This is a genomic window from Streptomyces sp. C36, assembly GCF_040932295.1.
In the GTDB taxonomy this organism is placed as follows: Bacteria; Actinomycetota; Actinomycetes; order Streptomycetales; family Streptomycetaceae; genus Streptomyces; species Streptomyces triculaminicus.
In genome coordinates, this window is sequence record NZ_JBFQGI010000010.1 from 1 (window position 1) to 24,984 (window position 24,984).

General features: G+C 66.5%; 21 protein-coding genes, 1 pseudogene and 3 CRISPR repeat arrays. Of the genes and pseudogenes, 15 read left to right on the forward strand and 7 right to left on the reverse strand.

The window, feature by feature from the left end:
- Positions 1 to 32: 32 nt before the first annotated feature.
- Positions 33 to 1,147: a CRISPR direct-repeat array (repeat unit 26 nt; unit sequence GTGAGCTCCGCGCGAGCGGAGGTGAG).
- Positions 1,148 to 1,587: 440 nt separating this feature from the next.
- The 5 genes from AB4K12_RS27205 (at position 1,588) to AB4K12_RS27225 (ending at position 8,108) form a co-directional block, all read left to right on the forward strand.
- Positions 1,588 to 2,805 carry a ParA family protein gene (locus tag AB4K12_RS27205; protein WP_368436965.1) on the forward strand — a complete coding sequence of 406 codons (1,218 nt, stop codon included), beginning with the start codon at positions 1,588 to 1,590 and terminating at the stop codon, positions 2,803 to 2,805.
- Positions 2,802 to 3,860, forward strand: coding sequence for a ParB/RepB/Spo0J family partition protein (locus AB4K12_RS27210; RefSeq protein WP_368436967.1), 1,059 nt, complete (start codon positions 2,802 to 2,804; stop codon positions 3,858 to 3,860). Before AB4K12_RS27205 ends, AB4K12_RS27210 begins: the two co-directional genes overlap by 4 nt.
- 864 nt (positions 3,861 to 4,724) lie before the next feature.
- Complete coding sequence (locus AB4K12_RS27215) at positions 4,725 to 5,981, forward strand: hypothetical protein (protein WP_368436969.1); 1,257 nt, start codon at positions 4,725 to 4,727, stop codon at positions 5,979 to 5,981.
- A gap of 175 nt (positions 5,982 to 6,156) precedes the next feature.
- A complete protein-coding gene (locus tag AB4K12_RS27220) occupies positions 6,157 to 7,563 on the forward strand; it encodes a replicative DNA helicase (RefSeq protein ID WP_368436971.1) in 1,407 nt (468 codons plus the stop codon).
- Between the two features lie 188 nt (positions 7,564 to 7,751).
- Complete coding sequence (locus AB4K12_RS27225; RefSeq protein WP_368436972.1) at positions 7,752 to 8,108, forward strand: hypothetical protein; 357 nt, start codon at positions 7,752 to 7,754, stop codon at positions 8,106 to 8,108.
- A gap of 510 nt (positions 8,109 to 8,618) precedes the next feature.
- Here AB4K12_RS27225 and AB4K12_RS27230 read toward each other — a convergent pair.
- Both AB4K12_RS27230 and AB4K12_RS27235 read right to left on the reverse strand, forming a co-directional pair.
- Positions 8,619 to 8,978, reverse strand: coding sequence for a hypothetical protein (locus AB4K12_RS27230; RefSeq protein ID WP_368436973.1), 360 nt, complete (start codon positions 8,976 to 8,978; stop codon positions 8,619 to 8,621).
- 86 nt (positions 8,979 to 9,064) lie between these two features.
- Positions 9,065 to 9,370: a hypothetical protein gene (locus tag AB4K12_RS27235; protein ID WP_368436974.1), complete on the reverse strand. Its 306-nt coding sequence runs from the start codon at positions 9,368 to 9,370 to the stop codon at positions 9,065 to 9,067.
- 935 nt (positions 9,371 to 10,305) lie between these two features.
- Between AB4K12_RS27235 and AB4K12_RS27240 the strand changes: the two genes are divergently transcribed.
- From AB4K12_RS27240 to AB4K12_RS27275, 8 genes and pseudogenes are all read left to right on the forward strand, one after another.
- Entirely contained in the window at positions 10,306 to 12,357 is a 2,052-nt protein-coding gene (locus tag AB4K12_RS27240) for a GNAT family N-acetyltransferase (protein ID WP_368436976.1), read from the forward strand.
- Positions 12,354 to 12,833 (forward strand): ASCH domain-containing protein, encoded by a 480-nt coding sequence (locus AB4K12_RS27245; protein ID WP_368436977.1) that lies wholly within the window; start codon positions 12,354 to 12,356, stop codon positions 12,831 to 12,833. The genes AB4K12_RS27240 and AB4K12_RS27245 overlap by 4 nt, the downstream gene beginning before the upstream one ends.
- Before the next feature lie 841 nt (positions 12,834 to 13,674).
- Positions 13,675 to 13,938, forward strand: a complete 264-nt coding sequence (locus AB4K12_RS27250) for a hypothetical protein (protein WP_368436978.1) — start codon at positions 13,675 to 13,677, stop codon at positions 13,936 to 13,938.
- A 290-nt stretch (positions 13,939 to 14,228) separates the two neighbouring features.
- Positions 14,229 to 14,537, forward strand: a complete 309-nt coding sequence (locus AB4K12_RS27255; protein WP_368436979.1) for a hypothetical protein — start codon at positions 14,229 to 14,231, stop codon at positions 14,535 to 14,537.
- A 97-nt stretch (positions 14,538 to 14,634) separates the two neighbouring features.
- Positions 14,635 to 15,169, forward strand: a pseudogene (locus AB4K12_RS27260) (IS630 family transposase); the annotation flags it as partial.
- A 289-nt stretch (positions 15,170 to 15,458) separates the two neighbouring features.
- The gene (locus tag AB4K12_RS27265; protein ID WP_368436980.1) at positions 15,459 to 15,782 is read left to right on the forward strand and encodes a hypothetical protein; all 324 of its coding nucleotides are present in this window, start codon (positions 15,459 to 15,461) and stop codon (positions 15,780 to 15,782) included.
- A 30-nt stretch (positions 15,783 to 15,812) separates the two neighbouring features.
- Positions 15,813 to 16,622 carry a PIG-L deacetylase family protein gene (locus AB4K12_RS27270; protein WP_368436982.1) on the forward strand — a complete coding sequence of 270 codons (810 nt, stop codon included), beginning with the start codon at positions 15,813 to 15,815 and terminating at the stop codon, positions 16,620 to 16,622.
- 254 nt (positions 16,623 to 16,876) lie between these two features.
- The gene (locus AB4K12_RS27275) at positions 16,877 to 17,044 is read left to right on the forward strand and encodes a hypothetical protein (protein ID WP_368436984.1); all 168 of its coding nucleotides are present in this window, start codon (positions 16,877 to 16,879) and stop codon (positions 17,042 to 17,044) included.
- 464 nt (positions 17,045 to 17,508) lie between these two features.
- On the opposite strand, the gene AB4K12_RS27280 is transcribed toward AB4K12_RS27275, so the two are convergent.
- From AB4K12_RS27280 to AB4K12_RS27300, 5 genes are all read right to left on the reverse strand, one after another.
- Complete coding sequence (locus AB4K12_RS27280; protein WP_368436986.1) at positions 17,509 to 17,646, reverse strand: hypothetical protein; 138 nt, start codon at positions 17,644 to 17,646, stop codon at positions 17,509 to 17,511.
- A 135-nt stretch (positions 17,647 to 17,781) separates the two neighbouring features.
- The gene (locus AB4K12_RS27285; protein WP_368436988.1) at positions 17,782 to 18,798 is read right to left on the reverse strand and encodes an HNH endonuclease; all 1,017 of its coding nucleotides are present in this window, start codon (positions 18,796 to 18,798) and stop codon (positions 17,782 to 17,784) included.
- Positions 18,795 to 19,385, reverse strand: a complete 591-nt coding sequence (locus tag AB4K12_RS27290; protein ID WP_368436989.1) for a class I SAM-dependent methyltransferase — start codon at positions 19,383 to 19,385, stop codon at positions 18,795 to 18,797. The genes AB4K12_RS27285 and AB4K12_RS27290 overlap by 4 nt, the downstream gene beginning before the upstream one ends.
- 245 nt (positions 19,386 to 19,630) lie before the next feature.
- Entirely contained in the window at positions 19,631 to 20,206 is a 576-nt protein-coding gene (locus AB4K12_RS27295; RefSeq protein ID WP_368436990.1) for a transposase, read from the reverse strand.
- Positions 20,203 to 20,637, reverse strand: a complete 435-nt coding sequence (locus tag AB4K12_RS27300; protein ID WP_368436992.1) for an IS630 family transposase — start codon at positions 20,635 to 20,637, stop codon at positions 20,203 to 20,205. Before AB4K12_RS27300 ends, AB4K12_RS27295 begins: the two co-directional genes overlap by 4 nt.
- A gap of 377 nt (positions 20,638 to 21,014) precedes the next feature.
- Positions 21,015 to 21,968: a CRISPR direct-repeat array (repeat unit 29 nt; unit sequence CGGCTCACCTCCGCTCGCGCGGAGCCCAC).
- A gap of 433 nt (positions 21,969 to 22,401) precedes the next feature.
- A CRISPR array of direct repeats spans positions 22,402 to 22,796; the repeat unit is 29 nt; unit sequence GTGGGCTCCGCGCGAGCGGAGGTGAGCCG.
- Positions 22,797 to 23,258: 462 nt separating this feature from the next.
- On the opposite strand from AB4K12_RS27300, the gene AB4K12_RS27305 reads away from it, so the two are divergent.
- Positions 23,259 to 23,708 carry an NUDIX domain-containing protein gene (locus AB4K12_RS27305; RefSeq protein ID WP_368436994.1) on the forward strand — a complete coding sequence of 150 codons (450 nt, stop codon included), beginning with the start codon at positions 23,259 to 23,261 and terminating at the stop codon, positions 23,706 to 23,708.
- 40 nt (positions 23,709 to 23,748) lie between these two features.
- Positions 23,749 to 24,975 carry a helix-turn-helix domain-containing protein gene (locus AB4K12_RS27310; RefSeq protein ID WP_368436996.1) on the forward strand — a complete coding sequence of 409 codons (1,227 nt, stop codon included), beginning with the start codon at positions 23,749 to 23,751 and terminating at the stop codon, positions 24,973 to 24,975.
- The last annotated feature ends 9 nt before the right edge of the window (positions 24,976 to 24,984 follow it).

Here is a 24,984-nt window from a genome sequence, read left to right on the forward strand (position 1 = left end):
AGCGCTGGGGCGATCTAGCCGGTGCCCGCTTCGTGAGCTCCGCGCGAGCGGAGGTGAGCCGTCATCGACGATTCCGTCCATGGTCGGCTTGAGGTGAGCTCCGCGCGAGCGGAGGTGAGCCGCCGGTGGCTACGGCGGGCAGTCGACCGACGCGGTGAGCTCCGCGCGAGCGGAGGTGAGCCGTTCACGGAGTACACCCGGAAGAACGTGCAGGAGTGAGCTCCGCGCGAGCGGAGGTGAGCCGGACGGTCAGGGTCAGTACCTGTGGCAGTCCTCGTGAGCTCCGCGCGAGCGGAGGTGAGCCGTTGCCGCGGTCGCGTGCGCGTGGATCGCCGCCGTGAGCTCCGCGCGAGCGGAGGTGAGCCGCAGACCTTCCTGCGGCAGTGGGCCGGCCAGGGGTGAGCTCCGCGCGAGCGGAGGTGAGCCGTGGGGTGGCTTCAGCTTCTCGGACGACATCCGGTGAGCTCCGCGCGAGCGGAGGTGAGTCGAGGGCCGATTCGAGGAGTCGCCCTGGGGCGATGTGAGCTCCGCGCGAGCGGAGGTGAGTCGTCGGTGGGGTTGTAGCTGACGCCGTGCGGATGGTGAGCTCCGCGCGAGCGGAGGTGAGTCGCCTGGATGATGCCGGCCATGCCCTTGAAGACCGTGAGCTCCGCGCGAGCGGAGGTGAGTCGCCATCCAGGTACGGAGCCATCTCCGGGTCGGCGTGAGCTCCGCGCGAGCGGAGGTGAGTCGGTGACGGGTACGTGGGTCAGGCCGATGGAGTCGTGAGCTCCGCGCGAGCGGAGGTGAGTCGTGCCCCAAACCTGCCGCCGTCGCGCCCGCAGTGTGAGCTCCGCGCGAGCGGAGGTGAGTCAAACGTTCCCTGGCCGTCGGGGCGTGGAAGCCGGTGAGCTCCGCGCGAGCGGAGGTGAGTCGCCCGGGGCCGCCGGGTCCAGCAGCTGACGGAGGTGAGCTCCGCGCGAGCGGAGGTGAGTCGCAGCGGGCGATCGAGCGCGGCATCCGCAAGTGGTGAGCTCCGCGCCAGCGGAGGTGAGTCGTCGGCGAGGAGATTTTCCGTAGAGCCGGACGTGGGAGCTCCGCGCCAGCGGAGATGACCACGAGCAGGAATCGGGGCTGCCAGTGTGAGCTCTGCGTAAGCGGAGATGCGGTGGTTTCTTCGACGGTCGGTTTTTCGTCCATGGCCTGGCTCCGCACACGCTGCGGTGAGTCTGTTCCGACCAGGCCTGAACTGTGCGAACACAGCGAGACCAGCACTCGAGGAGGCGAGCTGGGGTCGTAGCACCGGCCAGCTACCCGACGCGTTAGCTCCGTGCAGGCGGAGGTGAGCTGATTCGGGGCGAGGGCGGGGGCACTGCTCTGGTCTGAGCACCACACAGCCTGAGGATGTCCCAACTTCGGTGTCCTCCAGTTTCAGGCAGGACTACAAGCACCAGCAGTAGATTCAGCGATTTGCGGCAGAGATGTCACTTTTGCCCACCCTCCAGGAGAGCAGCATGCCCCAAGTGGGGGGCCGTCCATTCAGGCGAATCATCAGACACTAACGCCCCATGAGCACTTACTGCCCTCGATGTTAGTAAGCTGCCCCGCATGACGTCTCCTCAGAGCGACCGCGAGAAGGTCGTATCGAAACTGCCGGCGGCGCTTCGGCAGAGCCTGAAGGTCCGCACCGCCCAGCTGGGTATCGACATCCAGGATGCGGTGGAAGCCGGCATCACCGCGTGGCGGAGCCTGGGCTCGAATCCCGCGTCCATCGATACCAGTGGTGCCGAGTCCTTCGCCACCTGGCTGCCGGAAGGCCAGTGGGAGGGGTTCCGGGCCGACTCCAGCCAGCGCGGGGTGTCCCTTATCCAAGGGCTCGCGCAGTCTGTCCAGCTGTGGCTCGACAAGAACCCCGCCCCTTCCGATGCGCGTCCGTCCATCGCCAAGCGGAAGATCATCTGCAACCAGAAGGGCGGTGTCGGTAAGACCACCATCACCGCCGGCATCGCCGAGGCCTACGCCGAGGACCCCGCCCAGGACCGTCCGGTCCGTGTGCACCGGACGATGACCGATTCGGGCACCGACGCGGAGATCGCGAAGCTGCAGGGGCTGGGGCTCCGGGTCCTTATGGTCGACTTCGACCCGCAGGGCCACCTGACTCAGCAGCTCGGTCACGCCCGTCTGCCCATCGGTGGCGACAGCCTGGCCAATCACATGGCGGGTGAGCCCAAGGGTGAGCTGCGTGATCTGATCATCCCGATCGACGAGGACCACTTCGGCGGCCGGCTGCACCTTCTTCCCGCTTGCACTGATGCCTTCCTGCTCGATGTCCTCCTGTCGCGGGTGCGGTTCCGTGAGGCTGCGCTCGAGCGCACCCTCGCTCCGCTCGAGCAGGATTACGACGTCATCGTCATCGACTGCCCGCCCAGCCTGGGCATGAGCATGGATGCCGCGGTGTATTACGGCCGGCGCCGGGACGGCGAGGCCCCGGGGGCCTCGGGTATCGGGATCGTCGTGCAGGCCGAGGACAGCTCGGCCGATGCCTACGAGCTCCTCATCGCGCAGATCGAGGACCTGCGCGATGACATGCAGATCGAGCTGGACTACCTCGGACTCATCGTCAATCTCTACGACGCACGGCGCGGCTACGTCACCACCTCCTCCCTGGAGTCGTGGAAGAGCCTGAAGGATCCGCGGGTCGTCGGTGTCATCCCTGAGCTGCGTGAGCAGCGGGAGGCAGTGCGTATGAAGCAGCCGCTTCTGTCGTATGCGCCGTCGTGTGAGCAGGCGGCGAACATGCGGGCGCTGGCGAGGGAGGTCGCGTGACCAGGGCAGCCGACCGTCTGGGAGCCGGCTCCTTCGGGCAGGCCCGTCCTGTCAGCGCGCGTCGCGCGGCGATCGCCGCTGTGACGGAGGCGCCGACTGCGGGGGCTGCGCCGGCGATGCCGGCGACGCTCTCTCTGTCGCTTATTAGCCAGAACCCGGATAACCCTCGCGAGAAGGTCGGAGACGTCTCAGATCTGGCGTCAACGATTAGCGAGGTGGGCCTCGTCCAGGCCATCACCGTGGCCACTGTCGATGCGTACCTCAAGAGTCATCCGGGGCGGGCGGGTGACCTCGAGGACGGCGCGCGGTATGTCGTGGTCGATGGTCACCGTCGTCTCGCCGCTGCGCGTGAGGTCGGCCTGGAGAGCGTCAAGTACGTCGTCAACGACGACTTCGTGACGTCCGACGAGGCGATGCTCGAGGCGGCCTTCGTGGCCAACTACCAGCGCGAGGGTCTCTCCGATCTAGAGGAGGCGGCCGCTCTCGAGCGGCTGGTGAAGCACTACGGCAGCCAGGGCAAGGCAGCCAAGCGTCTGGGCGTCACCCAGCCGTTCATTTCCCAGCGCCTGTCCCTGCTCGAGCTGGACCCCTCGCTGCAGGCCGACCTCGAGGCCGGCGTGCGCAAGGTCGAACATGTCCGCGGCCTGTCGAGGCTCTCCCCCGACGAGCAGCGGCAGAAGGCCGATGCCCGCGCTGCGGAGGCGCAGCGCAAGGCGGAGGAAAAGGAACAGCAACGCCGGGCGAAGGCCTCCGCAGGGGCAGGTGTCGACACCACGCCTATCGGCGTTGCGGCCTCCGAGGTCCGCAGCGAGTCGGCTCCCAGCGGCCCGAGTGTGGCGACCTTGGCGACGGAGAGCAGCCCTGCGCCGCAGGTCTCGCCGTTGCCGGCCGCCCGTACGGCTGCTCCGCGGTCCGAGGATGCCCGGCCCGTCGCGGCTCGTGACGGTGCGGAGGCTCCGTGGGACGACCCGTCGGAGGTGCTGCGGATACTGCGTGAGCGCATGCGTCCGGCGGATCTGCGGCAACTGGCAGAGGCTCTGCTCGAGGTGGTCTAGCCCCACGGGCTGTCAGGTACAAGCTTCGGTGACGAAAGGGAACGCGATGGCCGTAACGCCAGCCGCCTCGCCGACACTCCGGAGGGGAAGTTGTGCCGGGAGTGTCAGCCCGATGGAGGAAGATAAGTCCGTAAACGCGATCAGGCCCCGTATATGGGGGCCTGGCCGGTCGCTCGTCGGTGTGTGGAAGCCCGACGGACGATCAGACACTCCAGCTGCGTCTGAAGAAGGGTGCCTGCAATGAGCAGGGTACAGATGCCGACCGGCATCCGTCGGCAGCCGCCACCGTGCGGCACGTCGGCGCGTCCTCCGTCACGGGACCGCCGGCCGTACCCCTCAAGAGAACGCCACCTCAGCACGCCGCCCCTCATGATTCCGCGCCCTGCCCTGCCACATGCCGGGCGCGGGATCACCGGGCACGGCCACGCCGTGCCCCGGCCGGTCATCCCTGCAGATTCTGCTGTGGGAGCCACCATGACCGTACGGGCCCCGTAACGCCGATGGCCGTTCCTGTCGCCACAACAGGAACGGCCATCAAAGAAGACGACTCCCAGCCTCCACAGCCTGAGTCGTACGTCGGCGGTAAACCGAGGCTCCCGTCCCCACGGGGGCGCGGTCACCGGTACCAGAATAGCCAGACTTCCGGACGCGGTGCAGTACGCGTGTCCTGTGTCACTGATCTGGTGATCGCTCGCCGGCGTATGGCTCCCCGACTTTCGGGGTGACCACCGCCACCATGTACGACGCGACACTACCCAGCACCGGCCCGTACGACACGGGTTTGCACCGCTTCTTCTCTGGCCTCTTCGCCGCGGCCGGGGCCAGCGCCGTCACCACTCCTACGCAGTGTGCGGGGGAGGGGCGATGAGCATGACGTCGGACCCGTTCGCCGGGGAAGAGCTGCTGGAGTTCACCGGCGACATCACGGACTACTGGTCCTACACCCAGGTCCGCGACTGGATCCTGCTGCAGCCCGATCTCACCCGGACGGCACTGCACCTGTACCTGCTGCTGCGGTCGATGGTCTCGGAGACCGCCCGACGTGTGGGCGGCGGCCTGCGCCGTATGTCCCTGGACCAGCTGTGCTGGCTGCTGCCCGGCGTCAACGGCAAGCCGGCCAGCCCGACCATGGTCAAGGACGCTCTGCGCCTGCTCGCCACCCACGACCTGGTGGTGAACCCGGACGGCGGCCGACTGGTCACCTCGGCGGGCAAGGGCGCCATCCAGAACAGCTTCCGCCGCTACCAGGTCAATGACCTGCCCCCCGAGGTCTATACAGGTTGGCGAAACGTCTGGGACAAATTGGACGCCTACGTGCCCGACTGGCGGGACAACCCGCCCCAGCCGCCCACCCACACCCGCACCGCCACCGGAGTGCAGAAGCTCGAAGGCCGGATTTCCGACCATCGAACCGACCAGGCCCCCAGCAGCGAAACCCCAGCTCACATCGATGGTCGGAAATCCGCCCGCCCTCGACGGATTTCCGACCAGCCGGGACGGAAATCCGCCTCACCCGGACGGAAAAAAAACGCCGACAAGCCTCTGACCAGCGAAAACGCCGCCCCCAAAGAAGCCCCCCAAAAAAGTTCTCCCTCTCCCGCGCCCACCATCGAGGCCTCCACCACCCCCACAAGCAGCACCACGAAGAAGAGAGAGACCTCGGCTGCGCCGGAGAGCACGAACACCGACCGCTCGGTGGACCCCGAGCTGGTCAAGCTCGTGCTGCAGGCATGGGCCGACGGCGCCAACCGCCCGCGCCCACCCGCCTCCACCCGCCGCCAGCTCACCGAACAGCTCCCCGACCTCGCTGAGGACTACCCCACGCCCGAGGCACTGCGCACCATCGCCCGGTTCGCCGGCGAACGAACCTGGCACGACCTGGGCCGCGCCGCGCTGCACCCCGACTGCAAGCGCCGCCTCGCCCGGTTCGACAGAACCCAGGAAGCCGCCATGCCCGTCCCAGCCCAGCGCGAACCCGGTATTCGGCCCTACTGCGGGGCGCTGGAATGCGACGAGGTCTCACGCCTGCGCAGCGCCGAGGACGAGCAAGGCTGCACCGTGGTCAGCCCGTGCCCCCAATGCCACCCGTCCGCTGCACGACCCCTGTCAGCTGTCTCCTGACCCTTGCCCGCCCACTCCACTCGCCGTCGTCGCACACCAGCGGAGACGGCGGGCGCGAGACCGAGGAGTGACCCGAGAACTCACCGGCTCGTGCCCCGGAGCCATAACGCCGTTATGGGTCCGGCCCCCGTAGCCCCGGCTGCCGCTCGAAAACTCAGAAACGGACCCACTCAACGTGAGCATCGCCGACGTCCCCCGACCCGCCAACGGCCACTCCGCCCTGCCCGCGGACGAGCTGCCCCCGGAGGACGGCGGTTTCCACCGCGAACCACCACACGATCTGGAGGCCGAACAGTCCTCCCTCGGTGCCCTGATGCTCTCCGCCCAGGCCATCGAGACCGTCGCAGCCGTCATCAAGGACTCCACCGACTACTACCGGCCCGCTCACCAGACGATCTACAGCACCATCCTCGACATGTACGCCGCCAGCACTCGCGGCACCTCGATCGACCCGATCACCGTCACGGCCGAACTCACCAAACGCGGCGACCTCGCCAAGGTCGGCGGCGCCCCCTACCTCCACACTCTCGTCCAGACCGTCCCCACCGCCGCAAACGCCGAGTACTACGCCGAGATCGTCCGCGAGAAAGCCGCACTCCGACGCGTCATCGAAGCCGGCACACGCATGGTCACCATGGCCTACGCGGGCCTGGACGACGCCGACCAGATCGTCGAAGGCGCCATGGCCGAAGTCCAGGCCGCCGCCACCGGCACCACGGACGCCATACCCCTGCTCTCCGTCGCCGACCGCTGGGAAGGCTTCCTCGACGAACTCCAAGCAGGAACGGACCCCCAGGCCCTCGACACCCCCTGGCGCGACCTCAACGAAATCATCGAGCTCAAGCCCGGCCAGCTGATCACCATCGGCGCCGCGACCGCCGGCGGTAAGAGCCTCTTCGGCATGAACCTCGCCGCCCACGTCGCCCTCAAGCGCAACAAGCCCGCCCTCGTCGCCAGCATGGAAATGGGCGGCAGCGAGCTCATGGCCCGCCTCACCGCAGCCGAAGCTGGCGTCAACCTCGACCACCTCGTCCGCCGCAAGCTCACCGAAGCCGACTGGGGCCGCATCGCCAAAGTCGCCGACCAGCTCGCCAACGCCAAGAACTTCGTCCTCGACGACTCCGCCAACCTCACCCTGTCAAAAATCAGGGCCCGCATGCGCTGGATGACCGCCCGCGACAACCCACCCGCCATCGTCGTCGCCGACTACCTCCAGCTCATGACCCCCGAAGGCGGCAAAGCCACCGACAACCGCGCCCAGCAAGTCGCCGAGATCAGCCGCGGCCTCAAGCTCATCGCCATGGAGTTCCAGGTCCCCGTCGTCGCCCTCGCCCAGTTCAACCGCGGCGCAGTCGGCCGACGCCCCCTCGTCTCCGACTTCAAGGAATCCAGCGCCATTGAGCAGGACTCCAACATCATCGTCCTGCTCCACCGCGAACTCGCCGAGGACGGCACCGACACCGGCCCCAAGGCCGGCGAAGTCGAAGCCATCGTCGCCAAGAACCGCAACGGCGCCAGCGGCCGGATCGTCAGCCTGATCTTCCAAGGCCACATGGCCCGCCTGGCCTCGTTCGCCCGCTGACCACAGCGCGCGAACATACACAGAACCTCGTGGCACGGCCTTGCGGGGAAGGTTCTTCTTGGGGTAACTGCCGGGGACCGGGGCCGGTACTGCGGAGGAGGCATCACGAGTCTGCAGCTGTGAGCTTCTGGTGAGCCACATACCCTGCGCGGGACGTGAGTGTCAGTGGCGCGTGACAGGCTGCGGTCATGAGCTACGACATCGCGGTCTGGGAGGGGGAACGCCCGGCGGATGACGCCACTGCGGGCCGGATTTTCCGTGACCTGTACGAGCACTACATCGGCCTCGGCACCAAGCACCCGCCAACCGCACGCATAGCCGGGTACGTTGCCGCTTTGCTGAGCCGGTGGCCTGATCTCACAGAAGATGAAGACGATGCCTCGCCGTGGAGCACCGAGCCGTTGATCAGCGAGGCTCGTGGCCCGCTGATCTACTTCCCGGTGCGGTACAGCATGGCCGACGAAGCATCGGCCTATGCTGCGCACGTCGCTTCGTCGATGAGGCTTGTGTGCTACGACCCCCAGGAACAGCGGCTCAGACCCTGAAAGCCTGCAGAGACAGCGATGGTAGACAAGGGATGCAGAGAATTGGCGGTCCCATGTCCTTGGCCTACTGCTGCTTGTGTGGAGTTCAGTTGGTGGCGCTGGGGGTCTGAAGGAGCGATTGGCTTGTCCTCCTGAGGTAGCAAGTACCACCTCTCATCAGAGGTGGGAGTTTTGTGCTATAGATCCGCTAAGTCTGTTTCGGCGCAAGTGCTCGAGAATCGCGTCTGTGATCAAGAAATCTGCAGGTCACGCAGCTGCTCCCCGCGCACGCAGGGATGATCCCATGCGGCGTCGGTCAGATAGTCGGGCGCCGACTGCTGCTAGTGCTTCCCCCCTTTCTGGAGGAGGGGGAAACCCGGCTCAGCAGTCGGACTGGGCGGGGGCGAGGTGGAGGGTGAAGACGCCGAGGGCTTCTTTCCCGGGTGGGTAGGTCGCGAGCGCGTGTTCAGCATGCTGGCGGGTCTGCTCGGCTTGGCCGAGCCAGATGAACGAGGACCCGGTGAGCAACTGTCAGTCGTCCAGGCACTGAAGGACTTGCGTGAACTCGCCATTCTCGATCAGTCCGGCGAGTACCTGAGTTATGTTGCTGATGCCGGCGTCGCGGACGATCAGCCCGTCCGAGCACCAGAAGTAGCGGCCCCCCAAGGCCTCACCGCTCGCAGCCCAGCGCTTCATCAGGGCCTCAACCTGGGCAACAGTGAAGATGGTCGCGCTCCACCGCGACCCATCTGGCAGCCGCACTTCGACGTCGACGTTGTCCACGGCCTCCAGATCCTCGTCAGCACTCGGCAGAAACGCGGCCTCGAACTGCTCTGTACGGACGCGGTACCAAGGGCCATCCCAGCTGCCAGGCTGTGTGCTCTCACTCATCCGGCGAGTGTGCGGGTGGAACTTGTTCACTTCAACCGCATTGTTCTGCCGTGAAGGGCTGAAAAGACACCTCGTGCGTTAAGCCGTCAAGTCGTGAGGTGGTTGCCACCCCATCGCGCCCGTAGAACCTCGGCCCAGTCGTCGGCGTCCGGACCCGGATCCTCCAGCTGTGGCACCGAGCCGGGAGCTGTCTCGATCAGGTGCACGAGCGTCCAGGCAATGCCATAGCAGTCGTCGGGGCCGAAGCAGGTGGCCAGGGCAGCTGCTTCTTCGGGGGTGACAGGGCGGGAGATCGCCGTCAGCTGGCGTTCACGCCGGTCGATTTCCTCCTCGCTCGCGTCCCAGTCGGGAAGCGGTCCGTGGGCGACGAACGTCTGTACTTCGGGTCTCATGGCTGAATGATCGTCTCCCCTGCCGCCCCTGAACAAGCTGCCCCGTTCCGTTCACGCGGTGGCTGTTCCTGCTGGCTGGGGCTCTGCGGGGAAGGCGATCGCTTCATCGAATGGGATGCGTGCCAGGAGGGAGTGGTGGAGCTGGCCGAGCACCCGGTTGAACAGGTATCGCAGAGCCTGCATGTGCCAGTTCCTTCCCGTCCGGCGACGCCGGTAGTGGGAGTCCGTGCCGGATGAACCGCTGAGGAGGCGAAGGCCCACAGGTAGCCAACATGGTTGAGCCAGTTGTACTTGACGAACCGGCGTCCGACGTAGCGGCGTTTGCCGGAGACCCGCGTGATCGGGGCCGCTCCTCTGTTCCCTGCGCACGCGGGGATGATCCCGACACCCCTTATGCCGCGCGGGTCCACGAGGGCTGCTCCCCGTGTACACGGGGATGGTCCCACCACCGGAGACTGTTCGCCGGTGGGCAGCTGCTCCCGTGTGTGCTGGGCTGCTCCCAAAGCCGAGCCTGAACAGGCCCCTGCTCCTCGCGCGCGGTGGTGTTCCCTCAGCTTGAGCCGAGGCTTGCGTGGTGCGCCGGCCGGTCGAGAGGCGCGTTGCCGGTTGGAAGCCTCGGCTGCGGCGAAGGTCCGAGCAGCACTGCTGGCTCCTCGATCGCCATCGCTCCAACGGTGTCCCGCATGCGGCGCACGGCCTCTCGGCCCGTGGCATGGGTGACACCTTGATCGGCGAGGCGGGGCCTTGCACGGGATCTCCGATTTGGGTGCACTCGCCATCTGGCTGACTTGGCCTCATTCGCGGGCTTGCGCAAGTTCGTTGGGGGAGTCGGTGATGTCTCGTGGGCCCTCTTGGTTGCGATCGACTTTCCCGGTATGTACTGACGCAGGGAGTGGAGTCGGCCTTTCGGCGGCTCGTATCCGGAGGGGGAGTGCATGGGGATCAAGGTCCTGCCTGTGTCTGGGGCGCAGCCAGAACTGATCGATGCAGCCGTTGCGCTGGGAGACCGCTACACCAAGACCCTGGGGCTCATGACGCCTCCCGCCTACCAGAAGATGGCTGAGGAGGAAGGTCTGCTCGTTGCGGTTGAGCACGGGGAGGTTGTCGGGTACGCGCTGTTCGGGTTACCGAAGCGCAGTCCCCACGTCCGCTTGGCACACTTGTGTGTCGCGGAGGAGCACCGGGGGAGGGGCATAGCGCGAGCGCTGATCCGAGCGATCTGTGACCGGCATCCGCAGCGGCTCGGCATCAAGGCCAAGTGTCGCCGCGACTACGGGCTCAGCGGAATGTGGACAAACCTTGGCTTCATCGCCCGTGGCGAGGTTCGAGGCCGCAGCCGCGAAGGAAAGATCCTGGATGGTTGGTGGCTCGACATGGGGCACCCGGACCTCTTCCAGGATGTCGAGAGCGACGCACTGCTGATCGTGGCTGTCGACCACGGGGTGTTCGCCGACCTGTGCGGCATGGAGCCGGCACGTGAGGCAGCCGAGTCGCAGACTCTTGAAGCTGGCTGGCTGTCTGATCTCGTGGAACTTGCCTGCTCGCCCCAAGTGCTCCAGGAGATCCGGGACATCGCCGACACTACGGAGCGGCAGCACCAAAGGGCGGCCGTCCACGGGCTGCGCCAGCTCTCTCCCATGGCAGAGGCGGTTGCGCAGCGCAAGGCCGAACTGCTGCAGGCCGCCCGTGCAGCGCTGGGTGACCTTCCCGAAGGAGCCGGTCGCTGCCTCCAATACGTAGCAGAGGCCTCGTGCGCAGGTGTGCAGGTGCTGGCCACACGGGATCCTCTGCTGGCCCAGCTGGCAGATATCGCCTGGGAGGCCGCTCGGGTACGCGTTGTTGCTCCGTCAGCGGTGACGTTGCACGTGGATGAGCTTCGTCAGGCCCAGGTGTACCGGCCGGCCGACCTGATGGGTACGGAGTTCAGGACGGGTGAAGTCGCGTATGGAGCGGAAGAGGAGCTGGGCGCCTTCTTCGACCAGACGGGAGGCGATGACGGTTCGGCCTTCGTCGAACGGCTGAAGTCCCTGGCAACGGACACGGTGCTCTGGCGACGTGAGATGTTGCGTGATGGTGAGGGGCATCCAGTCGCGCTCTACGTGTGGGCAGTGGACGGTTACACGTTGACGGTGCCTGTTCTGCGCACGGCATCCCACCCACTGGAGGAGTCGCTTGCGCGACAGTTGCTCTTCTCCCTGAAGCGCCATGGGCGAGAGTGCGGTGCCCAGATCGTCCGTATCAGCGATGTCTGCCCCTCTCCTGTGGCGCAAGCCGCTGCTGGAGACGACGGCTTCTTCGAACACAAGGGCAGCCTGGTGGCGCTGCTGGTGGATGTGTGTGGCACGGCCGAGAAGGTCGGGCTGGCGGCATGCGCGATCGCCAGGGAACTTGGAGTGAACGTGGCGTCTCTCCAGGCTGGTCTTCCGGCAGAGGTGGCGTCCACGGTGGAGCGTGCATGGTGGCCGGCCAAGGTGACGGACTCCCTGATGCCGTCCTTCACGGTGCCGATCGAGCCACGATGGTCCACAGAGCTGTTCAACGTCCCCGCCATGCTTCTGCCTCGCAACGACGCCCTCGGGATCAGCCGGGAACACGTCTACTACCGCTCATCCGGGCGCCGTAAAGAGAGCGTGCCGGCACGACTGCTCTGGTACGTGAGCAAGGGGGTAGGCGGGCAGGAAGGACAGATGGTCATCGGCAGCTCCCGGCTGGACGAGGTGATCGTCGATACACCCGACGCCCTCTTCTCGAAGTTCGAACATCTAGGCGTATATGGTCGTGACGAGGTACGCCGTGCTGCAGACTCGACGGGCCGCGCTATGGCGCTGAGGTTCTCCGACACTGAGATCTTCCCGAAGCCGGTCACGTTGCGGCGTTTGAGCGCACTGGCCGCAAGCCTGGGACTACCGTTGTCCCTGATCTCGCTGTCGAAGATCAGCAACGAGCTCTTTCGGACGGTCTACGAAGAGGGGCACAGAACGACGTGAGCGATCTGGACCGCGCGATGCTGCTGTCCGTCCACCCGCGGTTCGCCACAGCGATCCTCGCCGGACGCAAGACAGTAGAGGTGCGACGACAGCGCGTGGCGGCACCACCCGGCACGCCAGTGCTGCTCTACGCCACTTCTCCCACCATGGCCCTGGTAGGCATGGCTCGCATCGCCGCAGTGCAGACCGCATCACCGCGGGAGGTCTGGTCAGCGCACCGCGCACACACAGGGATCAGCCGACGCGAGTACGACGCGTACATGAAGGGCGCCACCCAAGCCAGTGGCCTCATGCTGGAAGACCCCGTGTCGTTCGAAGAGCCGGTTTCGCTCAGCGCACTCCGCGCTGCCGGGTCGTTCCATCCTCCGCAAAGCTACCGGTACATGAGAGCTGACGATCTCCGCCAGGTCGCCGAGGCAGTACCAGCGGCAGGTACGGCTCTGCGTGGCGTACTGGAGGACCTTGTTCCTGCGTAGACCGCCGATCGCAACAAACTCTGGGATAGCAGGCAGTGCTATGAGGCCCTACCTCCTCCGATGCCATGCCACTGGGGTGGCCCTGGACCGGAGGAGGCAGCGCACGGACCAGTTGTCAGCTGGCCGGCAGTCCAGGGCCCGCTGAAGCGCCTTCGTCCGTCATTCCCCTTCAGCCAACCAACGCAGCCGGCCGTCCTTCGGGGACGTTCGGCAGGTGAGTTCCTCACCGCTCGAGGAGATGGTGGTCGCGCCGCTCTCTCGGCACTTTCGGTGCAGTTCGTTGCAGCTCCCCTTCTTCTTGCCTGGGATCTTTGCGCAGCTCTCGGTATCGTGAGCCTCCTTGCCCTTGGGCGAGAGGTTGTCGTAATTGCTCCCGTCATGGCGACCAGGAGAGTCGGTGTCCCCCACGTCGGCTGGCTCGGGTTCGGGCTGTGCCGCAGTGGGACGGCCAGAGGGTGTAGCGCCCTCCGTCTCCACTTCAGTCGGGCCCGAACTGGCCGACGATGGGGCAGACGAAGCAGCAGTCGGATTCTTTTCTGCAGGCGGTGCCGAGCTTGTGCCACAAGCAGTCACTGTGCTGAGCAGTAAGAACACGGCCGACATGGCGGTGGCGAAGCGCGCAGGGAGGCGGGCCTCTATTCGATCAGGCATGACGGCAGCCTAGGCTCGGGCTGAACGCTTGCTTGGCCAGATGGCCGTCTCGTCCGACTCTCATCCTCTGCAGGACCTTTGTCGTAGCTTGTTCCCCGTGCATACGGGGATGGCCTCACTGCCGCCACGACCGCGTGGTGACTGTTGAGCTGCCGCCCGTGCACACGGGGATGGTCCCTGGCTGGCCGGCGTGCTGAAGATCGTGGGCGCCTGGCTCGCTGTGGTACTCACCACCGAAGTCTTCAAGCTCCGCACTGGCACCGGCGACCCCCTGGTGGGCCGCATGATGAAGTTCGACGCGCGGGCCGCCACCTGCGTGGCCGTCCCGCTGCGCCGCGATCCGCGTACCGAGCGCCCCGCTGAGCTCACCGCCGCCGAGCCGTTCTTCGGCCTGCTCTCGCCGGAGGCTGCCGAGGCGGCACGCCAGTCCACCCTCTCGGCGGAGGAGCTCTAGGCACTCCTCAACTCGGGCGAGCCGCTCACTTTCGTCGACGTCCGCGAACCCGACGAGTACGCCTTCGCCCACCTGCCCAGCTCGCTGCTCATTCCCAAGGGCGAGTTCCTCGACGGTGACGCGCCGCCAGGATCCCGAAGGGCCGCAAGGCAGTCTCGCTCCGCCGGGTCGGTGTCCGATCTGCCGAACTTTTCGCCGCCCTCAATCGCAGTGGCCACCCCGGCACGGCGCACTGAGGGTGAGGATGGCTGGTGGCCGCACGTGTTCGAGGGAGCCGTACGATGCGCGCCGTGGATACCTCACAGCACGACGTGCGCTGCGGGCTCTGTGGGCAGGTGATGAATGCCCGGCACGAGCAGAACCATGAGGAGCCGGTGGTGAGCGCGGGCAGGCGCGTGGAGTACGTAGTCATCGGACTGCGCGGCGCCTTTGCCCTCTATCAAGCTGCCGATGACCCCTCTCGGACCTTCAAGACCGGTGCCGACGTGTTGGCGGAGCAACTGGGGATTGACCTGTGCGAGCTTCCTGGCCGCCATTACATGTGCTGGATGACGCCTGGGGAATACGGCGTCATCCAGAGTGGCTTCGAGCTGGCTTGAGCCAGGCGATCCGAAAAAGCGCCCAGCCGAGCCAGGCCTTCTAGCTGGTGTCCGAGGGGGGACTTGAACTCTCCTCTCGGGGACCAGCCCACAACCGCGATCGGACCAGGTCACCGGCCGCACCTGGGGCGTCAAGGGAACGACGCCGTGGTCCGCCGTACCAAGAACTGGTTCTGCGTGAACGTGATGTCCGTGATCAGCACCCGCAGCCGGATGCACTTCATGGTCTTCACCGAGTCATTCGACGCAAAGGTCATGTGCAGCTTCCTTACCCAGATCACCGGACACTTTGACCACAAGATCCACCTAATCGTCGACCGGCACTCGGCACACCGCTCGAAGGTGGTCCGGGCCTGGCTCGCCGACCACGAGGACGAGATCGAGCTGCACCCCCTGCCCTCGTACTCACCCGAGCTCAACTCGGACGAGCTGGTCAATGCCGACCTTAAACGCAGCCTGCCCCACCCCCACCGGGCCAGGAACCAGGCAGAACTCGCCGCCGAACCCGCAGATTCCACCGCCGACAACGCCAACCTCACATCGTCATCACCAGCTACCTCAAAGCCCCACGCGTCCGCTACTCCACTGCGAATGAACTCAATGAGATTCCGATCAATAGTTCAGTTAGTTGATTGCCAATTAATCGTGTGTCGACGGTCAACCAACGTGACGTTTTCTTCAGATGCTGACGATCAATTCACTTAGGCATTGGCGACCGTGTGTTCGTGTATGGCAATGGGTAAGCCCTTAGCCGTGACGTCTTCGAAGCCGCAGGGTCAGCCGCATCCCCTTGCCCCTCTCCCACCTCCAGAGTCAGTCTCTCCTCAGCCACCCCCGCGCAACTATGAGCAAGAGATTAAAGCACTCTTCCAGGAGTACAGGACCCTCCGCGAGGAGATCAATCAACGCATCGCTGGGCGCATGCAGCTCATTGGACTCGTCGGCATCGTGTCAGCCTTGCTGGTTGCATCAGATCGGATCACGTTCCGCGGTCCCGGCGTCTACGTGGCCGGGTTTGCGCTGCTCCTGGCTGCCCTATGGCTGCGCGGGATAAATCGAGGGATTCAGCGAATAGGGGAACATCTGATCGGCATCGAGAAGCGAATCAATACGCTGGCCTGTGAGGCTTGGGGAGCCCCCAAGGAGGTTCTCACCTGGGAAGCCGAGGTACGGGCCGGGAAGCTTCAGGTGCGCGGGTTGGCCGGCTGGGTCGGCCGCTTGGGCGGATACCACGATCGACGGTGAACTCGCCTTCGGTTGAGGCAAGATAGCTTCATGGCGACCGTTGTGGCGTTCCACGCTCACCCTGATGACGAGGTGCTGATGACGGGCGGCACTCTTGCCCGTATCGCCGCCGAAGGACACCGCGTGGTGATTGCGGTTGCCACCGACGGCGAAGTCGGCGCAGCCACCCATGGCGAGCCGGTCCGCATGAGGGAACTCCGCGCGAGTGCTTCCACGCTCGGCGCTGCACGCGTGGTGCATCTGGGCTATGCGGACAGCGGTAGCGGCAGAGAGCTCTACCCCGATCCACCCGACCGGGTGCGGTTCGTACGGGCCGACACGCAGGAGGCCGCCGAGCAGCTGGCCTCACTTCTTCGCGAGGAACAAGCAGACGTGCTCCTCAGCTACGACGTCAACGGAGGTTACGGCCACCGTGATCACCTTAAGGTCCATGAGGTCGGCAGGCACGCCGCCCGCCTAGCAGAAGTGGATCACGTGCTCGAAGCGACGATTCCTCGTGACCTCGTCGCCCGAGTGGTGAAGCTTGTGGATCATTTACGGATTCCGGTGCGCCATGACGCTGTGAGCGTACGCAGTTCCTACAGTCCACGCGCGACAATTACCCACCGGGTCAACGCCCGAAGCTTCGCCCGACAGAAACAGGCCGCACTGGCCAGGCACCAGACACAGCTGAGAGGAAGCGGAAGATTGGCCCCGGTGATGCGGGTACTGGCCCGCCTGCCGGTTCCTGTCTTTGGACTGCTGCTTGGCCGGGAGTGGTTTGTCGACGCTACCGGATCATCCACTCCAGAGGTCCTCTCCAGTATTTTCCAGCCGTTGACCACTCCCTTCCGGCGATAACCATCAACTGGTCTCATGGACAGGAGCCTTTCCTTTCCTCCCCTTATCTCTTCTACCTCTTCGCGCCGCCGCCTTGGCGAGTAGCTCGAAGACCTCTTTGGTCTTGGAGTTCTCTACCTGCTGGTCACTTCACTGGCACCAAGGAGCGCGGCCACCAGGCCCCTGAGAAGGCCTCTGCCCGGTGGCGGACAGTCCGGAACCGTCTGCGCCTGCTGGAAGACGTTCGACTGCATGACTGGCAAGCCAGCAAGATCATGAACGACCTCAACGCGCAAGAAAGTCCGGTGGAGGTCTCGAAGAACGCCCGGCATCACAGCCCCGGCTACGCGATGGAGCGCTACGGCAAGCGCCGCCCGGACGCTGCAAAGACGCTGGCCGGTCGCAGTGCCAGCCGGATCGGTCTGATCTGCGTAGCAGCCTGATCCAAGATCGCTGACCAGTCTGTCACGTTGCCAGTCTCTGAAGGTCCCGAATCGTACTGGCCACGCCTACGCGTGGTTCACTCACTGCGCGCCCTGGGCGGAGACGAGGAAGCAGCCTTTGTGGCCTTGGCGGGAGGCGGGCCTGCCCGAACGGGGTCTGGTGAGTACTGGTCAGCCCAGCCGTGCGCTGAACCCACTGCTGGGCGCCCGCCGCCCATAGAGGCCGTGTCCGGCCCGGCTCGCTACCTCTTGCCGCACGCGGAGATGGTCCGGGTTCGTTGGGTTGGCCAACGGTTGGTGGGGCTGCTCCCCGCATACGCGGGGATGGCCCCGGGTGCGCCTCACCCGCATCCACTGGCTTTGAACCCCTCCAGCTCAGCGTGCCAGGCGTGGATGCGAGCAATAAGCAGGGCACGGCCGTACGCCAGTACCGCATGCTTGGCATCTCGCAGTTCCATGACCTTTCACCACAGTCGCTCGCGCTCCTGCTCATCCGTCGCGGACCGCTGTAAGTAGATGTAGTGCGCGCATAGATCGGAAGCTGTGTCGGCGAACACGTGGTAGACCGTCGCGGTGGGCACGCCCTCGTCCAGGTCGCTCATGGGGATTGACCTTCCCTTCGCGGGTAAGAGGCGGCCTTGTAACCAGTGCGGGGAGTCAGTCGTCACCGTGGCCTGCTCATGAAACGGGCCGCCGGGCTGCCCTGCCCCATAGGGCCGGCATCATCGCAGTCCGCTTCACACAGCCATCTGCACGGCGCCCAGGAACTCTCGCCACGAGGGCGTGCGCCGGCCGGGCAGGGCGCTGCTCAGACTGAGTTGCAGAGTACGGCGCAGGGGGTGCGGGGACTGCATGATGGCTTCGTTACGGGCGGCCAGATGGGCGAGCTCGGCCGGGGTGGGCAGCCGGTCGCTTTTGACGCCGTTGCAGGCGGCGTGTGTGGGGGCAAGGTTCCACAGGGTGTCCAAGTCCGGGCCGTGCCAGGAGCCGATGCTGGCGAAGCGGTGCATCAGGGAGAACGGGAAGACGTGGTCGACGGCTATGGCATCGTCGGAAGCCAGGACGTCGCTACAGATCAGGCAGCGGCCGTGCTGGAATCCGACCGTGGCCTCGACGACGCCGGTCACCGAACGGCGCCGCCGCTTATCGGTGATCGTGAGGCTGTCCCAGTCGACGGCGATGCCCTCCTGGACAAGGCTGCGGCCGACGCCCGCCGCGAAGGAGCTCTCCACGATGCTCCAGCGCGCCCCCAGCTCGCCCGCCAGGCCTTCGGCCTGTCCCGACAAGGCCAGCCGCAGAAGATCGGGAGTCAGGCGCACCACACGGTTGCGCCCGATACCGGTCAGCTCGTAGAAGGTGTGGGGCACCGCACTGTCGCCCCGCAGGTTATGAAACTTCTGCATCACCATCACCGGCATCGAACGCACCGCGGCCGTCAGCAGCCGCTCCGTGGGACGGTCGGCCTCAACACTCGCAGCACTCTCCTGCGCGGCGACGGTAAGGAAGTCCTTGGCACCCAGCTCCACAGCCTGCGGCGCCTGCGGACCCCGGGACAGACGGCGCACGATACCCATGCTGTAGATGCTGGCAAACTCCCCAAACGGAACCGCCTCCTGACCACGCTGCCCGAACTCCAGCAACGCCTGGCCCAGGGCGAACTTATAGGTACGCGAATTGGCCCCCATCAACACGGCCAGCCGCCACGACGCACGCGCCGAGGCATCCTGCGCATAAAAGTCCCGTCCGCCGCTCACATCTCCCCCTTACGCAAAACAATCACCTGCCACCACACCCCGGCACGCCCGAGACGGTCCGCACCCGCATCCACCAGCCGCACCACACGCAGCCCTGCCCGCTCCCCGTCCCGCGCGACCTCCTCGGCCGGCACATCGAACATCACCCGGTCCGCTGGCGGCGCACCACGTCGCAGCGAGACCACCAACAACCCCCCAGGAGCCAGCAGCCCGCCCAGCCGCTCCATCGCCCGCCCCCTCGAGCCCGACGGCAAATGCATCCACACCGCCGACAACAGCGCCAAATCGAAAGCAGCCCCTTCCAGCCGGGACAGTCCGGGCAGAGAATCCTCCACCCAACAAACCTCCTCACACGGGTACAGGCGCCGAGCAACCTCCCGCATGGCGCGTACCGGCTCGACCGCCACCACCTGATAACCGCGCCGCGCCAGCGCCACAGCGTCCCGCCCCGTACCAGCCCCCACATCCACCACCCGCGCCGGGGCCGGCGGCAGCAGATCCAGCACACCGCCGTGAACCTCCTCGAAGGCAACACTCCCGTAGCGCTGCCCGAGGCTGCTGGCGTTCTGCTCGTAATACGACTGCACACCCGCAACAGGCCGACGCACAGCCGCAGATGGCCTACCTCGCTGGATAGCGCTCTCGCCTGTACCGGCCATGGGACCACGCTACGGGAGCCCACTGACACAGCCTGCCCGAGGAGCCTGGGCTAGGCCCCCACAGTGACGCCCTCCCCACGAGCCGGAGCCTGCTCACAGAAGCGTTCAGCACCCCCATTCCCGCGATGTCCAACCCCGTGAACCTGCTTGAGAATGACCTACTGAGGTTTTCGTTAGTTCTGTGGTGGTTTGTGGTGAATGGTTAGTCCGGTGTGGGTGAGGAAGGACCAGGGGAGTTGTTCGTTGGAGCAGACGCGGTGGATGCCGCGTTCGGTGGCGTCGGCGACGTCGGCGAGGTGGCCGCCGGCGAGGTTGGCCAGCTCACGGGTCTTGATGGCCGACCACAGCAGTTCCACCGGGTTGAGTTCGGGTGCATAGGCGGGCAGCCGTTCCAAAGTGAGCCAGTCCTGCTCGGCCACCCAGGCACGCATGCCCCGGCTCCAGTGCGCGGAGAGTCCGTCCCACACCAGCACTACCGGCTCACCGGCGTAGAAGATTTTGACCTGTTCCAGTACTTCGATTAGGGAGATGGTGTTGTAGCTGCCGGGCTTGAGGTGGAAGCACAGCCGCGGACCACGCCCAGGGTCGGTGGCGTGGTAGCCCAGGGCGGCGGCCATCGAGGCGCGTTTCCAGTTCAGCCGGTGCCGCAGGATGGGAGTGCGGCCGCGGGGTGCGTAGGTGCGGCGGACCTGGGGCAGCAAGGACACGCCCGATTCGTCGAAGAACACGATCCAGGCACGTTTCTTCACCGCCCCTTTTTGATGCGCGGCCACTCCTGGGCGACCCACCGGGCGATCTCGGACTCGTCCCGCTCGACCGCCTGGCGCCGGGGCCGCTGCAGACTCCACCCCAGCCGCCCGGTCAGCAGCCGCCACACCGATGCGCGCGCCAGCGTCACCCCGGTCAGCCGTTCAATCACGACGCCGGCCCGCTCCAGGGTCCACAGATCGGCCTCGAACCCGTGCGCCTGGGCGCCCTGTTCCAACGCTGCCCGAACCACCTCGACTTGGGCATCATCCAGCTTGGGCGGCCGGCCAGTGGCCGGCCGTCGCCGCAGCGACTCGAGCCCGCCCTGTTCCCACATGCGCTTCCACCGGCGCACGCTCTCGGGGTGAATCCCCACCATCCGTGCGACCTCGGCATCAGCCCGTCCCTGCTCGAACAACTCGACCGCGCGCATACGCCGGGCCTCAGCCAACTGCGGCCGCGTCAACGGCGGAACGGGAACTTCGGACACAACGGGCGGAGGCTCGGAAGGCACACCAACATCCTCACACTGCTACAGCCCCTGCACCCACAGAACTAACGAAAAACTCAGTAATAGCCAGACAGATACGTAAATGGGCTCTCTGCTCCCCGCGCACGCGGATGACCACTCAAGCAGGGATCACCCACGACAGAAGCGACAACACGGGGATCTGAGGCCGAGGACCACGACGCTGAAGGCTCCAGCTACCTGGGGGACCAACACGACTAGGTGAACTGGGCACGCTCTGCACCGGCCTTCCTCCCGCATGGAGCTCAAGCCACCGCTGCGCGCGCCGCCTGGATCTCCTCCGGCTCACCTCCGTCTGCGCGGAGCTCACGACCCACGGGCCCGCCGTGATCGTGCCTGGGTCAAACAAGGGCGACTCACCTCCGCCTGCACGGAGCTCACCCGTCCTTCAGCTTGCGCATCTGGGCTGCCACCGGCTCACCTCCGCTCGCGCGGAGCCCACGAGGCCAGTCCGGTGGGCGTGATCACGGCGACCGGCTCACCTCCGCTCGCGCGGAGCCCACAAGCCCACCTGGACCAGGGCCAGGTAGGGAGCCGGCTCACCTCCGCTCGCGCGGAGCCCACGGTGCGTCAGCGGTTGGTGCCGCTCAGCACGTCGGCTCACCTCCGCTCGCGCGGAGCCCACAAGCTCGACCGAGTTACTGCTGAGGTGCGCGGCGGCTCACCTCCGCTCGCGCGGAGCCCACGGAGGCCAGGGAGGCGCCGCCGATGCCGGTGGCGGCTCACCTCCGCTCGCGCGGAGCCCACGGCCCGGTCCTCGGCACGCGCTTCACGGTCGGCGGCTCACCTCCGCTCGCGCGGAGCCCACACCACCGGCTCCACCTCCACCGTCACCCTCAGCGGCTCACCTCCGCTCGCGCGGAGCCCACCTGGCCGCCTCCTTCCCCGGCCAGGTGACCTACGGCTCACCTCCGCTCGCGCGGAGCCCACCCTGCAGGCCCGCACCATCCACCACGACCCCGCGGCTCACCTCCGCTCGCGCGGAGCCCACCGGGGCTCCCCGACGAGCAGCCTTCCCCTGTCCGGCTCACCTCCGCTCGCGCGGAGCCCACCTCACGAACTGCACAGGTACATGCAGAATGAACGGCTCACCTCCGCTCGCGCGGAGCCCACAGGCTGCGGCCATCGTGGATGCGGTTGGCCCACGGCTCACCTCCGCTCGCGCGGAGCCCACTGGAACCCCGTCGGCTTCTGGATCCGGCAGGGCGGCTCACCTCCGCTCGCGCGGAGCCCACCCTTCGTGACCTGCATCGTTGTTAGGGCTTTGCTATTTCTTGACTAGGAAACGCTCGCTACAGCCCCATTGAACACGACGAACATGCGCAGCGGCTCAGGACCGAGAACGGCGATTGGCCGTTCAGCCTCTGCTTCTAGGCTGTGTGCCTGATCGATGAAGATGCTTCCGGCGGCCTGGCGATCCGGGTGGAGGGCTCCGGACCGCGACCAGTTCACATCCTCCTCTACGAGCAGCGCTGCGGGTCACGAAGGTGAGCTCGGCGCAGGCGGAGGTGGCGCGGCAACACCGTGGAACGCTGTGTCCAGACTCCCGAGGCGATGTGGGGGCCAGCTGTAGGGCGGATCATTGGTCTTCGTGTTCAATTGCAGCGTGCCTCTCCACCTCTATTTCAAGAAAGAGCAAAGCCCTAACAACGATGCAGGTAACGAAGGGTGGGCTCCGCGCGAGCGGAGGTGAGCCGGACGCTGCCCTTGCATTCATGGTCCAGGCTGGGTGGGCTCCGCGCGAGCGGAGGTGAGCCGACGAGCACTCTCTCCGACCGGGGCAGGTCCACGTGGGCTCCGCGCGAGCGGAGGTGAGCCGTCTGGCAGAGCGGGGCCGTCCGACCCGTCAGCGTGGGCTCCGCGCGAGCGGAGGTGAGCCGCGGGCCGGCGGTGCGGAGATGCTGCGGCTGCGGTGGGCTCCGCGCGAGCGGAGGTGAGCCAGGCACGGCGAACTTCACGCGGATGCTGACGGGGTGGGCTCCGCGCGAGCGGAGGTGAGCCGACCATTGCGAGTTTGCTCGCGTTCCTGATCTCGCGCTCTCCGTGCAGGCGGAGGTAAGCCGACCTGGTCCCCACCAAAGAAGCTGGTCAGGGCCGTCCACCGGGCTGGTGGGCAGGCCCTGGACCCCGGCCGTCCGCCAAACGCGGGCCGGTCGGTAATGACGTGCTCGTCGTGGACGGAACGCTGGTGCCCACGCGGGACCGGTCGGTCGGCCGCCCCGTCGAAGCGTCACTGGTATTCGACGAGCCGCTCGAGTGATCGTCTGACCTGCGTTGACCCAACGAAGTTCCCGGTTGACGCGCGAAACCAACTCTCAGTAGTTGCCGCCGTTTTCCGGGGGGCTTCCTGGTTCTTGTGCCCTGGGTATGCCCTCGGGGCACAGGAGAGCGGCCCAGCTTTCCAGCGCCAGCCCGGTGGCACGCGCTGCCAAGGTGATGCACGTTAAACAGGCGCAGTGCCTGTAAGTGATCACCGTTGCCGCATCTACGCTGATGGAACACGATTCCGTCGCGAGGAGTAGATCATGGGGCAGCATCCGGACCGCTACACCGCCGTTGTCGATGTCTGCGTGATGCTGCGCCGCGCCGATGGATGGGTGCTGTTGTCCGAGCGAGCGAACACGGGGTTCTCCGATGGGCTGCTCGGTATCCCCGGTGGGCGGCTGGAAGCCGGCGAGTCCCTTACCGTGGGCGCGGCGCGGGAACTGTCCGAGGAGGTCGGGGTTCAGGTTGACCCCGACTCGTTGAAGTTTGCACATGTCGCACACCACTACGGCGAAGAGTGGGGCGCGCGACTCGGCTTCTTTTTCGAAGCGGACGCCTGGGAAGGCGAACCGGTGAACCGCGAGCCTGAGCTCTGCGCCGGCCTGCGCTGGGTCGACCTGGCAGACCTCCCCGACAAGACGATCCCATATGTGGCGAACGTTTTGACCGAGATCCGGGCGGGCAAGACGCTGTCTCTGCACGGCTGGTGACCAACCGCCCCGGTGACGCGCCGGAGACAGGAGGCACACGGTGGGCCTGCCCTCCCCGATCGGCGAGCAGCTCGCGCGCCTGCGCGCCCGGCGCGGCCTGACCCAAGAAGACCTGGCGTCGCGTGCAGGGGTCGGCGTGGACGTCGTGCGCCGGCTGGAACAGGGAGTGCGATCGACCGCACGGCTTGCGACTCTGGCGCGGCTTGCTAAGGCGCTCGACGTCGGCCTTCCCACACTCATGGCCCAACCGGACGTGCTCAGCGCGTCGAGCCCGTCTCCGGCCGGCAAGGGGATGCTCGACCTACGTCGCGTGCTCACGCCCTCGGACGCGCTGACGGGCTTCGCCGCCCATGGAGACGTAGATGTCGGTGCGCCGACCCTCGAGGCTCTGAGCGCGTCAATTGGCGAGGCGTGGGGGCTGTATCAGGAAGGCAGCTACTCGGCGGTGGTCGCTAGCTTGCCTGACCTGATTGCCGAGTTACGTCATGCGGTACGCGACTCCGCGGACACCGACAAAGTGGTGTTGAACGAGTCCATGGCGACCGCCTGCGAGATTGCTGCGGGTGTTGCCATCGCACTCGGCAAGGAGGATCTGGCGTTCATCGCCGTCGAACGCGCGGTCGCCGCCGCCGAGGCATCTGGCAGCGAATTGCAGCAAGCGTGCGCGGCGAACTTCGCTACCTGGATTCTGTGCCGACAAGGCCGGTACGACGAGGCTGAGGCATTCGCGGTCTGTGCTGCGCAGCACTTCGAGCCATCCCTCTCGCGCGCCGACGCGCCACACGTCGCCGTGTTCGGAGCGCTGCTGATCAATGCCTCGGCCGCTGCCTCCCGCAACGATCGCGCCGCGTCCTGCCGTGATCTACTCGGAGTGGCGCGGGCTGCTGCTGCCCGGTATCAGGTCGATCACGCTGACCGGCAAGCCGTGTTCGGGCCGAGCGTCGTGGCCATGTCCGCAGTGAGTGACGCGGTCGAGTACGGCGATCTCGACGAGGCGCTGCGCCTGGTCGACGAGGTGCCAGAAGACGGACGGGTGCCCACGACATGGCGCGCCCGCTACCTGCTGAACGTCGCGTACGTCCAGCAGCAGGCCAGGAAGGACGCCGACGCGGTAGCCACCCTGATGCAGGCGCGCGCATTGGCACCGGAATGGATGACCTACCACCCCCTCGGCCGCGATGTGGTGGCCGAGCTGCTCGACCGGCGTGGTCGACGTCGCATGCCCGAGCTCGGTGTTCTCGCCGATCATCTCGGCGTACGAGCCTGACCAGCACTG

Excerpts from the sequence above, each read along its gene's own strand:
- AB4K12_RS27205 (WP_368436965.1), top strand. The coding sequence starts at position 1,588 with ATGACGTCTCCTCAGAGCGACCGCGAGAAGGTCGTATCGAAACTGCCG.
- AB4K12_RS27215 (WP_368436969.1), top strand. The coding sequence starts at position 4,725 with ATGAGCATGACGTCGGACCCGTTCGCCGGGGAAGAGCTGCTGGAGTTC.
- AB4K12_RS27225 (WP_368436972.1), top strand. The coding sequence starts at position 7,752 with ATGAGCTACGACATCGCGGTCTGGGAGGGGGAACGCCCGGCGGATGAC.
- AB4K12_RS27230 (WP_368436973.1), bottom strand. The coding sequence starts at position 8,978 with ATGAGTGAGAGCACACAGCCTGGCAGCTGGGATGGCCCTTGGTACCGC.
- AB4K12_RS27235 (WP_368436974.1), bottom strand. The coding sequence starts at position 9,370 with ATGAGACCCGAAGTACAGACGTTCGTCGCCCACGGACCGCTTCCCGAC.
- AB4K12_RS27240 (WP_368436976.1), top strand. The coding sequence starts at position 10,306 with ATGGGGATCAAGGTCCTGCCTGTGTCTGGGGCGCAGCCAGAACTGATC.
- AB4K12_RS27265 (WP_368436980.1), top strand. The coding sequence starts at position 15,459 with ATGCAGCTCATTGGACTCGTCGGCATCGTGTCAGCCTTGCTGGTTGCA.
- AB4K12_RS27270 (WP_368436982.1), top strand. The coding sequence starts at position 15,813 with ATGGCGACCGTTGTGGCGTTCCACGCTCACCCTGATGACGAGGTGCTG.
- AB4K12_RS27275 (WP_368436984.1), top strand. The coding sequence starts at position 16,877 with ATGAACGACCTCAACGCGCAAGAAAGTCCGGTGGAGGTCTCGAAGAAC.
- AB4K12_RS27280 (WP_368436986.1), bottom strand. The coding sequence starts at position 17,646 with ATGAGCGACCTGGACGAGGGCGTGCCCACCGCGACGGTCTACCACGTG.
- AB4K12_RS27300 (WP_368436992.1), bottom strand. The coding sequence starts at position 20,637 with ATGCGCGCGGTCGAGTTGTTCGAGCAGGGACGGGCTGATGCCGAGGTC.
- AB4K12_RS27305 (WP_368436994.1), top strand. The coding sequence starts at position 23,259 with ATGGGGCAGCATCCGGACCGCTACACCGCCGTTGTCGATGTCTGCGTG.